Annotated in this window: 17 protein-coding genes and 1 tRNA gene; 11 read left to right on the top strand and 7 right to left on the bottom strand. The window is 39.0% G+C overall.

Annotation, left to right across the window (positions count from 1 at the left end; all coding sequences use genetic code 11):
- Positions 1-59 precede the first annotated feature (59 nt).
- Complete coding sequence (locus tag A33Q_RS09975) at positions 60-608, top strand: porin family protein (RefSeq protein WP_009034434.1); 549 nt, start codon at positions 60-62, stop codon at positions 606-608.
- Here A33Q_RS09975 and ruvC read toward each other — a convergent pair.
- Positions 605-1180: a crossover junction endodeoxyribonuclease RuvC gene (gene ruvC, locus A33Q_RS09970; protein ID WP_009034433.1), complete on the bottom strand. Its 576-nt coding sequence runs from the start codon at positions 1178-1180 to the stop codon at positions 605-607. The two genes, A33Q_RS09975 and ruvC, sit on opposite strands and share 4 nt — an antisense overlap.
- 21 nt (positions 1181-1201) lie before the next feature.
- Between ruvC and A33Q_RS09965 the strand changes: the two genes are divergently transcribed.
- The 9 genes from A33Q_RS09965 (at position 1202) to A33Q_RS09925 (ending at position 9146) form a co-directional block, all read left to right on the top strand.
- Positions 1202-2320, top strand: a complete 1119-nt coding sequence (locus A33Q_RS09965; RefSeq protein ID WP_009034432.1) for a glycosyltransferase — start codon at positions 1202-1204, stop codon at positions 2318-2320.
- A 30-nt stretch (positions 2321-2350) separates the two neighbouring features.
- Positions 2351-2602, top strand: coding sequence for a hypothetical protein (locus A33Q_RS09960; RefSeq protein WP_009034431.1), 252 nt, complete (start codon positions 2351-2353; stop codon positions 2600-2602).
- Position 2603: 1 nt separating this feature from the next.
- The gene (locus tag A33Q_RS09955; protein ID WP_407635780.1) at positions 2604-3815 is read left to right on the top strand and encodes a SpoIIE family protein phosphatase; all 1212 of its coding nucleotides are present in this window, start codon (positions 2604-2606) and stop codon (positions 3813-3815) included.
- 53 nt (positions 3816-3868) lie between these two features.
- Positions 3869-4447, top strand: coding sequence for a polysaccharide deacetylase family protein (locus A33Q_RS09950; protein WP_016255045.1), 579 nt, complete (start codon positions 3869-3871; stop codon positions 4445-4447).
- Positions 4444-5547: a glycosyltransferase gene (locus A33Q_RS09945; protein ID WP_009034428.1), complete on the top strand. Its 1104-nt coding sequence runs from the start codon at positions 4444-4446 to the stop codon at positions 5545-5547. The genes A33Q_RS09950 and A33Q_RS09945 overlap by 4 nt, the downstream gene beginning before the upstream one ends.
- Entirely contained in the window at positions 5544-6320 is a 777-nt protein-coding gene (locus tag A33Q_RS09940) for a TatD family hydrolase (protein WP_040490302.1), read from the top strand. Before A33Q_RS09945 ends, A33Q_RS09940 begins: the two co-directional genes overlap by 4 nt.
- A complete protein-coding gene (locus A33Q_RS09935; protein ID WP_009034426.1) occupies positions 6317-7402 on the top strand; it encodes an asparaginase in 1086 nt (361 codons plus the stop codon). Before A33Q_RS09940 ends, A33Q_RS09935 begins: the two co-directional genes overlap by 4 nt.
- 73 nt (positions 7403-7475) lie before the next feature.
- Positions 7476-7563, top strand: a tRNA-Ser gene (locus tag A33Q_RS09930).
- Positions 7564-7928: 365 nt separating this feature from the next.
- The gene (locus A33Q_RS09925) at positions 7929-9146 is read left to right on the top strand and encodes a site-specific integrase (RefSeq protein ID WP_009034425.1); all 1218 of its coding nucleotides are present in this window, start codon (positions 7929-7931) and stop codon (positions 9144-9146) included.
- Between the two features lie 77 nt (positions 9147-9223).
- Here A33Q_RS09925 and A33Q_RS09920 read toward each other — a convergent pair whose 3' ends face one another.
- From A33Q_RS09920 to A33Q_RS09895, 6 genes are all read right to left on the bottom strand, one after another.
- Positions 9224-9520, bottom strand: a complete 297-nt coding sequence (locus tag A33Q_RS09920; RefSeq protein ID WP_009034424.1) for a hypothetical protein — start codon at positions 9518-9520, stop codon at positions 9224-9226.
- Positions 9521-9523: 3 nt separating this feature from the next.
- The gene (locus A33Q_RS09915; protein ID WP_009034423.1) at positions 9524-9781 is read right to left on the bottom strand and encodes a helix-turn-helix domain-containing protein; all 258 of its coding nucleotides are present in this window, start codon (positions 9779-9781) and stop codon (positions 9524-9526) included.
- A gap of 1177 nt (positions 9782-10958) precedes the next feature.
- On the bottom strand, positions 10959-11219 hold the full coding sequence (locus A33Q_RS09910; RefSeq protein ID WP_009034422.1) for a hypothetical protein: 261 nt from the start codon (positions 11217-11219) through the stop codon (positions 10959-10961).
- Positions 11220-11314: 95 nt separating this feature from the next.
- Entirely contained in the window at positions 11315-11614 is a 300-nt protein-coding gene (locus A33Q_RS09905) for a hypothetical protein (protein ID WP_009034421.1), read from the bottom strand.
- On the bottom strand, positions 11614-12480 hold the full coding sequence (locus A33Q_RS09900) for a nucleotidyl transferase AbiEii/AbiGii toxin family protein (RefSeq protein ID WP_009034420.1): 867 nt from the start codon (positions 12478-12480) through the stop codon (positions 11614-11616). The genes A33Q_RS09905 and A33Q_RS09900 overlap by 1 nt, the downstream gene beginning before the upstream one ends.
- Positions 12480-13280 (bottom strand): type IV toxin-antitoxin system AbiEi family antitoxin domain-containing protein, encoded by an 801-nt coding sequence (locus A33Q_RS09895; protein WP_009034419.1) that lies wholly within the window; start codon positions 13278-13280, stop codon positions 12480-12482. Before A33Q_RS09895 ends, A33Q_RS09900 begins: the two co-directional genes overlap by 1 nt.
- A 112-nt stretch (positions 13281-13392) precedes the next feature.
- Here A33Q_RS09895 and A33Q_RS22595 point away from each other — a divergent pair, with 112 nt between their 5' ends.
- A complete protein-coding gene (locus tag A33Q_RS22595) occupies positions 13393-13479 on the top strand; it encodes an IS3 family transposase (RefSeq protein ID WP_407635781.1) in 87 nt (28 codons plus the stop codon).
- Positions 13480-13484: the final 5 nt, after the last annotated feature.

Here is a 13484-nt window from a genome sequence, read left to right as displayed (position 1 = left end):
GATTTAGACCAAACAGCTTGAACAACTTATCCCAAATTATAGAAAATTATTAAAACAAGATGAAAAAATTATTCTTAGTTTCTTTTATGTTTTTGAGCATGATCGCTGCCCAACAAGCAAATGCCCAGGTGGGGCTTAGAACTGGCTTGAATGTTTCCAACTTCAATGGATACAGTTTTGATTCCAGAGTCGCTTTCCGTGCCGGAGTTTTTTATGGCTTAGACTTAATGGAAAATATTAAAATAGAGCCTGGGTTGTATTTTTCCCAAAAAGGGATTCAGGAGAGTTCAGACGGAATCAGCGATAGATTGAGCTATATTGATATTCCTGTGGTTGTCAGATATGGTCTTTCCGAAAAACTTAATGTTTTTGCAGGTCCACAAGCTTCTGTTTTGGCAGCCAGGCGGTATGAAAATCCAGATGGCGTAAGCAGAGCTACCAGCACAATACGAGGTTATGATCTTGGTGCTGTGTTAGGTGTTTTTTACGAGCTGTACGATGGTCTTGGTGCTCAGTTGGGCTATGATATGGGATTGATCAGCTTGAATTACTTCGACACGAATGTCAAAAGCAGGGTTTTTCACTTTACATTAAGCAAGACATTTTAACCTTTGATTCTGCCGGGGTTTTCCTCCAGAAAGGACTTCCATCCTGCTGTACGGCCTCTGGTCTGCAACCTGCCATCGTGGAAATGATGGCAGACTGCTACAGCCAAAGCATCTGTAGCATCCAAGAGTTTTGGCAATTCTTCAATCTTCAAAAGAGTTTGTAGCATAGCTGCCACCTGTTCTTTGGATGCGTTTCCATTGCCAGTGACGGATTGCTTCACCTTTTTGGGGGAGTATTCCGCAATGGCGATTTCCCTGGCAAGGGCTGCCGCCATCGCTACGCCTTGAGCCCTGCCCAGTTTCAACATGGATTGTACATTTTGTCCGTAAAAAGGTGCCTCTAAAGCAACCGCATCGGGGTGAAATTCATCAATCAGTCCTGTTATTCTTTCAAAAATCTTCTTCAGCTTCAGTTCGTGAGTAGTGTATTTTTTTAGGTGAATCACGCCATATTGTAAGGGTTTGTATTTTTTTCCTTCAACCAAAATCAGGCCGTAACCCATGATATTGGTACCAGGGTCTATCCCAAGAATTATTTTTTCCTTTGCTTCTTTTTTGGCTTCTTTACTCATTACCGCAAGTTAAACCAATTCATGCTAACAATTTACTTTTTGGTAGGGATACTTTATCTGCTCCTGATGGGCAGGCTGAGAATGTACTGGCAAAAAAAAAAGAGCCATGCTCAATCGGAAAAATCAGATGAAATGGTGAATATCCTTATTCCTTTCAGAAATGAAGCGGAGAATCTGCCTCTGATTTTCAATTCTGTTGTTGAGCTTAATTACCGGCCCCTCCAGGTTTTTTTTATCAATGATGCTTCGGAAGATAATTCCGTTAAAATCATTTCAAAACTCGTTGCTGAGGGCGAAAGCAAAGATATTTCTTTTATAATATTGGAAACTAGTGGAGTAGGCAAAAAGGCAGCACTTCAAACCGGTATCCAAGAAGTGTCTTCCGGGATAATTCTTACCACAGATGCAGATTGTAAGCTTCCACCATCTTGGGTGGAATTGATGTGTGAGCCTTTTCATTCTGATAAAATCCAACTTGTAGCAGGTCCTGTCATGAGCAATGGACAGAGTGGGTTTTTGGAAAAATTTCAGCAAGTGGAGTGGGCAAGTGTTTTATTGGTCACCCAAGCAAGTTTTGAATCTGGCAATCCATTAATGTGCAGCGCTGCCAATCTTGCGTTTAGAAGGGCTGCTTTTATGGAAGTTGGTGGTTATATGGGAAATGAGCACCTCTTGTCAGGAGATGATGAGTTTTTGCTAAAAAAAATACTGAGGCATTTTGGCGTAAATTCAGTCTCATACATAAATGATCAGGGATCATTGGTGAAAACTTCGGCACAAGGAAGCTGGCAATTACTTTTTTCGCAAAAAATCCGGTGGGCCTCCAAATGGAAACAGCATCAAAGTAATTTTCACATGTTATCTTCATTGCTACCCGTTTTGATCCAATTATTTTTTCTCAGTAGTTTTATTCTTCTGACAAGGGGAGCACAGGGACAGTTGGTTTTTTGCATTGTTTGGGGGGTGAAATTCTTATCAGAATATAAAAGCCTTTCTACAGTTTTGAAGTCTTATGGTATCAAACAAGCTCTGTGGGTGTTTTTGGCCACTAGTATTTTCCATCCAGTTTATGTTTTAAGAGTGGTATTGGGTGCACTTTCAGGAAAATTTGAATGGAAGGGAAGAAAATCCTCGGATTAGCCTTAATTTAGAGTTTGAAAATGAAATATAATGAACGAGGAAGAGTTTGATTTATTAGATGAGCTTTACTTTGTGCAGCCATATCAATACCTCAAAGAGGAGTTGGGCTGGGAGGATCAGAAATTACTGTCCACTTTGCAAAGTTTACATCAAAAAGCTTTTATCAAATGCCTTACAGCCCCTGATGAAGAGCTTTTCGATCAGGTGGATATTTTAAACAAAGGAAAAGAATTGTACTATCTGGCCTCCAAAAAGGGGCTGATGGAGCATAATGCCATTTAATGTGACGCCAACAACAGTAGCATATCAAAAAAAAGAACTGGAGCTCAAAGCGCTTCTGGAAATTACACAAGCCATCAACGAGAACAAACCTGCTTCCGTGCTTTTGGATATTTTTAAATTCACTTGCTTGGTACACTTGAATATCCGATCCATTTTGCTCTATATGATCAATCAGGATCAATATGAAAGAAAAATCAGTCACGGAGTCAAAAATAATGTACCTGAAATTATTCCTGAAAAACAGGTGGAATATGAAAAGGGGGAAGGCAAACTCAATATTCAGGTCGGTCCAGGATTTTCATTTAGCGAACTGGAAAACTACCTTCCTGTCTTTCATAAAGACCGAATGTTGGCAATTCTTTTTCTTAAGAAAAAAGATGAGCTGGTAGAGCTCGACTTAAATTTCACCCAAGCCCTGACCAATATTATGGTTGTAGCCTTGGAAAACAAACGTTTTGCTAAAAGGCAGTTGGAGCAGGAGAGGTTGAAAAAAGAAGTAGAAATAGCCTCCAATGTTCAACGGATGCTTTTCCCCTCTGTTCTTCCCAAAACAGCCAAACTGAAAGCCAAGGTGACCTATGTGCCCCATTCTACGGTGGGCGGAGATTACTATGATTTGATTCAAAAATCTGAAGATGAGGTGTTTTTCTGCATTGCGGATGTATCAGGAAAAGGAATGCCAGCAGCCCTGCTCATGTCCAATTTTCAGGCTGCTTTGAGAACTTTGTTAAGAAGCAGTTCTGATCTCAAGATGATCGTAGAACAGCTGAACTTCACCATCTTCGATAATACCAAAGGAGAAAAGTTCATTACATTTTTCTTGGGGCATTATGATTACAAGAAAAGGGAGTTGACCTATATCAATGCAGGCCATAATGCTCCGATACTTTGCTGGGAAGGAGAAAAAAGGAGTGAATTGCTAGGAGCAGGGACGACCATACTTGGAGCGTTTGAAGAGTTGCCTTTTATGGAGGTAGGCAAAAGACAGCATTTGAAGGGATTTACTATTCACCTGTATACAGATGGGCTTACGGAAAGCTTTAATGAACTTGAGGAGGAATACGGAGATCATCGTTTCAATCAGTTTGTGAAAAGCCTCCTCTGTATAGATCCAGACCAATTCCATGAACTTTTCTTTGAAGATTTGAAGAATTTCTCAGCTGGAGGGATTCAGAGGGACGATATTACTTTGTTAAGCTTGAGATTCCAGTAATCATGGTCTTGATGCATCACGTTCCTGATATTGTATCCCGGATCTTCAACAAGATGTTATGGAACAAAAGCAGGAGCGAAAACAAAATTTATCTCACTTTTGATGATGGACCAGTACCGGGAGTGACTGATTTTGTATTGGATGAGCTGGCAAAAAGGAAAATGAAAGCCACATTTTTTATGGTGGGTGACAATATCCGGAAGCATCCCGCACTCGCTAAAAAAGTGGCGGATGCCGGTCATGGTATTGGCAATCACACCTTTCATCACGCCAATGGTTACTTTACAGCTCTAGAAAAGTACCTTTCGGAAATTAAGGCCTGCCAGCAAATAATATTTGAGGTGTTAGAGCGCAAAACCACACTTTTCAGACCACCCTACGGTAAATTGACCAAGAAGCAGTTTAAAGCCATACATTCAAATTACCAGATTGTCATGTGGGATGTGCTTTCAGGCGACTATGACGGGGATCAGCCTGCAGCAAAGTGCCTTCATAAAACTAAGAAATACTCTAGGAATGGTTCAATAGTACTTTTTCATGACCAACTAAAAACCGAAAAGGTTCTTTACAAAGTACTTCCACCATATTTGGACTTTATTAAAGAAAGTGGCTTTCAAACAGCTGTATTATGACGGCCTTAGCCTTGTTCATAGTTGGATTTTTAATTTTCCAGGATCTAATTCTTGGTTTGCTTTTGGTGATTAATTTCCGGAAGTATGATTCAAGAAATCAAGCTGAATTGCCCAAAATCAGCATTCTCATTCCGAGTCGAAATGAAGCTGAAAACATTCTCAATTGTTTGCAAAGTATTGAATTCTTGGAATACCCCAAGGAGAAGACCCAAATAATCCTTGCTGATGACGGAAGTACAGATGAGACAGCTATCATCATTCAGGATTGGATGAAAAGTACTGTTTGGCAAGTTGAGTTTTTGAGTATACATAAAAAAACAGCAGGCCTCAATGGTAAAGCCAATGCGCTTGCACAAATGGCAGAAAAGGCTACCGGGAAATTACTTCTATTTACAGATGCCGATTGTATTGTCTCTCCTCAATGGGCCAAGTCTATGGTTAATGCACAAGCTGAATCCGGTAGTGATTTGATTACAGGAATAACCCAGGTGCAAGGAGATAATGTTTTTACCAGAATGCAAGCTATGGATTGGTGGCTTACTTTGGGGATGGTGAAGGTGATGTCCGATTTGGGATTGACGCTGACCTCAATGGGCAACAATATGCTGCTCAGTAAAAAAGCCTATGAAGCTATAGGAGGTTTTGAAGGGATCCCATTTTCACTTACGGAGGATTTTGAATTGGCCAAACAGGTGAAGCTTAAAGGGTTTAAAGCTGTACACTTGGTGTCTGAAGCGAATTTGATCCAAACAAAAGGACAGGAAAAATCCAGTGATTTGTTGTCGCAAAGAAAGCGATGGATGTACGGTGCAGTCAGGCTTCCTTTATACTGGAAGATCCTTTTGGGGATTCAGGTGCTTTTTTTTCCTTCAATTATTTATTTTTTTATTTTATTTCCTTTTGAAGGTTTGTTGCTTTGGCTGATCAAAGTGATAATTCAATCCCTGTTTATTTATGGCTTTGCTTCCAAATGCCGGCAAAATTTAGGAATCAGAAATTTGCTGCTTTTTGAATTATATTATCTCTTCACCTCATGGTCCACAATTGTTTATTATTTTTGGCCTGCCAAAACGGAATGGAAAGGAAGGAAATACGGATGAAGTTTACAGATACACATGCACATATTTATTCGAAAAAATACGACAGTGATAGGGACGATGTCATCAGGAGCGCAGAGGAGCTGGGGGTTGAGAAAATATACATGCCCAATATTGATGTGGAGTCCATTGATGCCATGTTGGAAGCTGAGCTGAAATATCCTGGGGTCTGTATCCCTATGATGGGCTTACATCCCTGTGATGTCAAGAAGGATTTTGAAAAGCAGCTCTATGTCATGGAAGATTGGATCAGCAAAAGAGAGTTTGCAGGAATCGGGGAAACTGGCCTGGATTTATATTGGGATAAAACCTTTTTTGAACAACAAAAAGAGGCTTTAAGAGTACAGGTCCAGTGGGCCAAGGAGAAAAAGTGGCCATTGATTCTTCACTGTAGGGAATCTATGGATGAAACCATTGAAATTATCCGTAATGAAAAAACTGAGGAGCTTACCGGTATCTTTCATTGTTTTTCCGGAAGTCTGGAACAGGCTCGGGAAATTATTGAATTAGGGTTCCTCTTAGGCATAGGAGGGGTGTCCACCTACAAAAATGGAGGTTTGGATAAAATTATTCCTGAATTGGGAGTGGAACATTTGGTATTGGAAACTGATGGTCCTTATCTTGCACCTGTACCTCATAGAGGAAAAAGAAATTCACCTGAGTACATTCCCTTAATAGCTAGAAGGATTGGGGATTTGTTGGAAACTGGTCTTGATGAAATATCCGAGAAGACCCAAGCTAATTCACAAGGTATTTTTCACCATTTCGAAAGATGAATTATAAAATAGTCAGATTAAATACGGTAGCCAAGAGTGAGATTACCTCTTCCGTATTGATTATATATACCGGAGGAACACTGGGTATGGCCTATGACAGAACTGGTGCTTTGGTGCCATTCAATTTTGGACAGATTTTGGAAAAAATACCCAACCTGACCAATATGAATGTAGCCATTACAGTGATTTCATTTCCAGAGCCGATAGATTCTTCCAATGTCAATCTGCACCATTGGGTGGATATGGCGTATATTATCTATGAAAACTATGATAGTTATGACGGATTCGTGATACTTCATGGTACTGATACGATGGCCTATTCAGCCTCGATGCTGAGTTTTATTTTAAAAGGGTTGAGTAAGCCAGTCGTGTTTACTGGAGCACAACTTCCTATTTCTGCTATGCGTTCGGATGCCAGGGAAAATTTGATGACTGCTTTGGAAATAGCCACGGCAAAAGCAAATGGCAAACCCATTGTGCCAGAAGTATGCATTTTTTTCAACCACATGCTTCTTCGTGGCAACAGGTCTAAAAAAGTACAGAGTATACACTTTGATGCATTCGAATCAGAAAATTATCCACCTTTGGCAGAGTCAGGTATAATCATCGATTACAATTACGCTGCGATTCAACCTTATGAAGAAGGTAAGAAGTTGGAATATTTCACCCAATTGGATAATAATGTCATGGTGATCAAGTTGTTTCCCGGAATCACCTCCAAAGTTTTGGACTCTTGTTTTGCTACAAAGGGACTCAAGGGGGTGGTGCTGGAAACCTACGGTTCGGGTAATAGTCCGAGTGAAAAGTGGTTTTTGGAATCTTTGGAAAAGGCAATCGAAAAAGGAATTATAGTTCTTAATGTGTCCCAATGCAACGGAGGAAGAGTCATACAAGGCAGGTATGAAACCAGCAAAGACCTTTTGAGGATAGGAGTTTTGAGTGGAGGCGATATTACAACAGAGGCAGCGATTACCAAAATGATGTTTCTTTTGGCCAATGAAAAGAACGATGCTGAGGTAAGAAGGAAGCTTGTGCAGCCCATGGCTGGGGAAATGTCTTTGACTGGAGTCGCTTTGGGCTGATTTTTTCAGAATTAGTTTGTTTGGGCATCAATAAATTTATTTCTTTGCACTCCGTTAAGGAAGACCCATACACAGAGAGGTGTCCGAGTGGTTGAAGGAGCACGCCTGGAAAGCGTGTATACCCCTAAAGGGTATCGAGGGTTCGAATCCCTTCCTCTCTGCAAGTTTAGTTTTCAAATCTTTCAAAATAATCCTTGACCAAACAAGGAGAAGGTTCGGAAAACAAATTTTAAGCTGAGAAAAGTGCCTTACAGGCCTTTAAACGCAGATTTTCAATAATATTTACAAAAATTAAATGAAAAAGCCCGCATCGATGAGATGCGGGCTTTTTTCGTTTTGGCCTCGGAAAGCATCAAAATTTTCAATTTTCCCTAAATTTCATGGGAGTCTTCTGGTGAGTCTTTCGATTTTGAAAAATGACTCACCAGAAGATGTTTAAATAATTGAAAATCAACGTGTTTGACTAATGAACATCTTGAAAAAATGACTCACTGGTTAGTACTTTAGAACACTAAACAGTAAGAAAATGATAGAAAAAAGTTTTAGTATTCTCTTTTACCTAAAAGGCTCGAAAAATAAAAAGAGAAAGGAAAAGCATGTATATGTCAGAATCACGGTGGATTACAAACGGGTGGAGCTTTCCACAAAGGTGACCTGTGAGCCTTGGGAATGGAATAGTGCAGCAGGAAGGGTCAAAGGGAAAAGTGAAAAAGCAAGACTGCTTAATGGGCTCCTTGACTCCTATCAGATGAAAATCTATCAGGCCAGAAAACAGCTGATGGACTTGGATAAGGATGTGACGGCCGAAAGGATCAAAAATATGCTGATCGGAAAAGCTGAAGATAGGCGTTTGATCCTTGAGATCTTTGAATCCCACAATCAAGACATGGAAGCACTTGTGGGTAATGAATTTGCGCCGGGGACAATGGAGAGATATAGAACTTCTCTTGAGCATACCAGATCTTTTATTCGCTGGAAGTATGGCAAGGATGATATGGAGCTTAAATATCTTGACTATGAATTTATAAGTCAGTATTCTTTCTGGCTGAAATCAGTGAGAGGATGTGCCCATAACACAACAGTAAAATACTTGGCCAACTTTAAGAAAATTGTCCTTAACTGTGTGAAAAACGGATGGCTTCAAAGAGATCCTTTTATGGGTTTTAAGATGGTGAAAAAAGAAGTAAGGCGCGAAACCCTTAGCAAAGAAGAGCTTAAGAATATATCAGAAAAGGACTTTACCATTGAAAGACTGGATCAGGTTAGAGATATTTTTGTTTTCAGCTGTTATACCGGTCTTGCATACATTGATGTCAAGAACCTCAAAAGAACCCAGATTATAATCGGTATTGACGGTGAAAAGTGGATAGAGACCAAAAGGCAAAAGACAGAGGCCCCCATCAGGATCCCTATACTTCCTGTAGCTTTGCGGATCATAGAGAAATACAATGACCATCCGAAATGTATTCATGAAGATGCCCTACTTCCGGTGCCCAGTAACCAGAAGATGAATGCCTACCTGAAAGAAATAGCTGATCTTTGTGGGGTGAGAAAGGAGCTGACCTTCCACATTGCCAGACATACTTTTGCTACTACCATAACTTTAAGCAATGGGGTTCCTATTGAGACAGTCTCCAAACTCTTGGGGCATAGGTCTTTGAAACAGACCCAACATTATGCAAAAATCCTTGATGGAAAAATCAGTGAAGATATGCTGGCTCTCAAATCGAAGTTGGATAAGTAATTTTTAATTTATAACCGGAGGGGATTTAATAATAGAGTGAATTTAATCTTCTAAGAACCCTTCGGTTTAACTTTTTTCTATAAAAACTTGACCATTGTCCCAAGCTTAGGATGAAAGGAAGGTTGGTATAGGATTAAATTTGCTTTTACCAGGCCCTTTATACAGTGATGGTAAGTGGCTATAGAACGGATTTGGGCCAATCTCATGATCCTGCCTCTAGTGATCCTAAATCCGTCCTTTACATCCTGTATCAAAAACTCCTTTAAAATGGCAGTAAATACAGCGATATGACTTGGATTAAATTCCGGTCGATTAAGAACTTTTTCCAAGAGTGCGATGACTTTTTTGACTTTTGAATTTTTCCTTGCTTCCATTGACTACTTTTCAAATAGAGCCTCAATTTCCTCAGTTCTATAATACCAAGTCCCACCTATTTTTTTAGGATTTAGCAAACCGTTGATCCTTAAGTTCTGAAGGGATCCCGGGGAAATGCTAAGGATTTTTCTTACCTCATTCCCTTTTATCCACTCCTTAAGGATTTTCTTTTTAGGTTCAATTAGTTTCCTGAAGTCATTCATCAGTTGAACCCTTAGCATCTCAAGGTCTTCCTTGGTTATAAAATCAAAACTTGCCATAAATAGTAATTGAAGTTTCTAATCTAAAAAGACAAAAAGCAAGAAATCCACCTTCTGGGCATGAGGTGGGGAAATTTTATTGATAGTACCATTGATGAAGGTAGCAGATAAGTTTTTTGAAAGTAATTTAAAATCTATGTGATAAACGATTAGCTAGCCTTCACCTCTACCAATTCATTTTACAATAGTCATAAAGCCATAGCGAAGTTTCATTTTCGATTGTAGTTTTTTACCTTCAACAAAATCAGTATCAGTAAAGAACTAATTTCACCAAAATTGTTGCCCTCTGGAAGAAGACGATGTGTTCATTTATATCTACTAATTTACAAGATCGCGCAAGGAAAATGGTAGTCCTATGCAGGATTGGAAATTACTGCGAATAGCTTTATGTGGAACTGGGAAAACTGAGCTTGGAATGTTGAAATTTCATGTTTTCAAAAAGCCGTAATTCCCAAGAATAGGGGAAATAGGAACTGCTTTATCGCAGTTAGCTAGATGTAGGATTGTCTACAACAATCCCCAGCTTTCCATTTTGAAAGAGGAGAAAAATATCCTCGGAACTCGGATATTTGGATTTTTTTAAAATCAATATTTTTAGAACCAAAAACAGTTATCAACATTGAGGTAAATTAAAGAGCTGTTCCTAAAACTTTGGATTCAGCATTTGATTTATGAAATTTTAGAAAAACCAATCTGAAGTACAAGGTTGCGCAAGCCTGAAAGTATAATCAGGGTTTTCCAAAGGAAGCCTTCCCGGATTATACTTCCATCCCTTGTTCTTCATCTGGTTTTTCTCTTAAGATACAAAATCAAATGTGGGAATTTGAAAGTTTGAATTTTGGATTTATAATTATTTTAATAGTTAGATTTTTGATTAAAGGATTTCAATTCCTGTATGGTGCTATTAAGAATGTTGTATTGTTGTGTAGGTGTTCTTCCTACCCTTCAACCTGGCCCCTCGCTAAAAACCTTCACCGAAGGTTTTCTAAACGCTCGGTCCTAATTCCTGTATGGTGGATATTCCGGAGTATGTTGACCCCACAAATCCAGAATGTTTTTGAGCAGTGAAAGTGGCTTGATACGCCAGATTCGACTGCTATTCCTGATGATAGCCTGTCCCGACCATCGGGATTGACCCCGTAAAATAGGAGGGGAGATATTCCGGATCTTTTGGTTCTCAATGGGGGAGGGGATTTATCAAATCCAAAAAAAGAAAAACCCTGGAATGATCCTGGAAAGCCAAAGTCAGATCTTTTAAGCATTCACCAAGGTGGTGGGGTGGGAGAAAACCAGTTCTAGAATAAATGAACTTCTTACACCTATAATAAATTGTGGTCCTTGAGATACCTTCTGCCTCTGCAAAAGAGGCTTTAATTTCTCCAGATTCCTGCCACCTATCAACTAGGTTACGATACTCATTGTTGCTTATTTTTTTCATGACGCAACTTTACAAAGTAACCGACTATCTGGAAATATGGGGTTTATCGGACGGATACAGTCAACAGCCACTAACCAAAATCCCTGATAGATTTTTTATTCTATCAGGGCTTTTTTGTAAGGGCTTTCGGCTAGTGGGCTAAATGTTAAGCGCTGATAAAATTTTTCACCAATATCTTCGTAATCGAGCTCCAAACTAACTTCATCCAATTCTCTTTTTAATTCTTCCAATTGAGCGCCCGGATTGATTTTTTGCAGGCTTTCTAAAAATATCGACGCGAAAATATTGGTATCTTCTCTTCGAATATGTTCTCTTAATGGAATATAAGTATATCCCAACTTCATTAAATGGAGAAGGGCAGGAATTTTTACTCTTGAGTTTTCATTAAATGCCATTATATCGTTTCGAAGATTTTATTAAACAATAGCTCCAAGTCCTTTTTTACTTCGTCAAAAGTGGGTAATTTTTTGGCTGAGATTTGATGTCCTAAACTATTTTTCCAAGCTCTTCTCACCGTATTTTCACTCCGCGTGTTAAGTAATTGTTCTACTCCTGTAAATTCTAGTCTTTTAAATACCATTTTCTCTAGGAATGCCTGCTTAACCTCCGCCCAATCGAGATCGCTGACATGTCTGGACAAATACCAAATATCGTAGTAGTCGCGAGGTGCTGTATAAGAACATTGGATCAAGGCTCTTAATTTTTCAGACAACACTTCTTTTATATCATAGCAGGCAATCTCACCTATTGCAGGAGTGAGCTGGTCGGAATAATCATGGTAAACTGTTTTCAAAGTCGGTTCAAACAGCATCTTCTCGTACAGGATAATTTCAATCTTAATCGAAGTAGTCCATCGCGCGGGATCTGGAGGAATCTGATCCCTTGAATGATCAGCTCCCCAAAACTTTATAATGGCAGCATATCCAGTAAGCATATCATTGTGTCGAAGCTCAGTCCGCTTTTCCAAATGTAGTGGCATACCGGTGCGATCGTGCACTAACGTGTTGATTTGCCTCAATAAATCTTCATCCAATTGAAAATCCGGATTGACGGATGTGAAATCTAAATCTTCTGAAAATCGATAATCCGGAATATAACATTTTCGCAAACATGTTCCTCCTTTGAAGATCAGTGCTTCTCTACAGGAATCTATCGAATATATAGCATCTATAAAATGTCCCAGTACCCAATCCTTGTCAATGGTACTTCTGGAAACTTCATGTTCCAAAGCTTTTTCCGCTATTTCCTTTTTTAGTATCATTAGTATTGTTTATTGGAAATATCCAATAATTCTTCCCGGCTGATATTTAACCTTAATCGCCATTCCGCTACAAATTCACCTTCGTCCAATCCCTGGGGGTCAAATAAGTTATATCTATTCTTTACCTGCATCTTGGCAAAATTTATAAAAGATTCCATGCCTGGAATTTGGAGAAGCTCAACCAAATAGCCAATTCGTTTGGTAACCGCAATATTATTTACAGCCTGGCAGTACTCGATTAATTTATTGGGTTTCAATTGCGCTTGACCAACGGCTCTGATCAATTCCGCATAGCCACCAGAATGTTGAGGTAGGTCAAAGCAATCGACTATTGTTTTCTCCACATCCGTGATGGGATACTGAAGGTTACCGTAACCATTGAGTATGATTCCTGTTTTTTTATTAGGTGCTATCTTGACGAATTTATAAGAAATACCTAAGATTGACTTATCGTTTTTTTGATGAGTCGATTGAATAAAAACGGTATTAGAAAACTGTTCTGTCAATCCATGCAAATTCAATGCAGACCAATACGCGACAGCACTATTTTCAGCGACAAAAGTACCTATGACATATTCGTCCCGAAAACTATGTCTACAAAATTTACCTCTCTCAATCCTTACAAGTAGTTTCTTATCAACTAGATTTTCCAAAATCTCACTTAAGTTGTCAAACTTTTGTTCTAGTAACTGTTCAATTTCGGAGAATTTGAACAATTGTATTTCATAGTCATCCAGCAACTTTAAGAATTCAAGTTGGGGCTTCGTAAGATGTTCTGATATGTAAACGCTGTCTGCCATATTACCTTTTGTGTTACGATAAGACCTAAAAATTGGGTCTTATCGTAACACGATTGGTAAATATAAGGAACTTTCTACTCTATACAGCAATCAGAATAGTCATTGATCTTGGATTTGCAACAAAAAAAGGAAGCATTCTTATTTGAAGTATATGACTCCTGAACAGTTTGAAAACTTAAATCAAAAAATAGCAGCTTAATATTT

The sequence above is a fragment of the Indibacter alkaliphilus LW1 genome (genome assembly GCF_000295935.2).
GTDB lineage: Bacteria > Bacteroidota > Bacteroidia > Cytophagales > Cyclobacteriaceae > Indibacter > Indibacter alkaliphilus.
The sequence above is the reverse complement of the archived record's forward strand: the minus strand, read 5'-3'. Positions and strand labels throughout refer to the sequence as shown.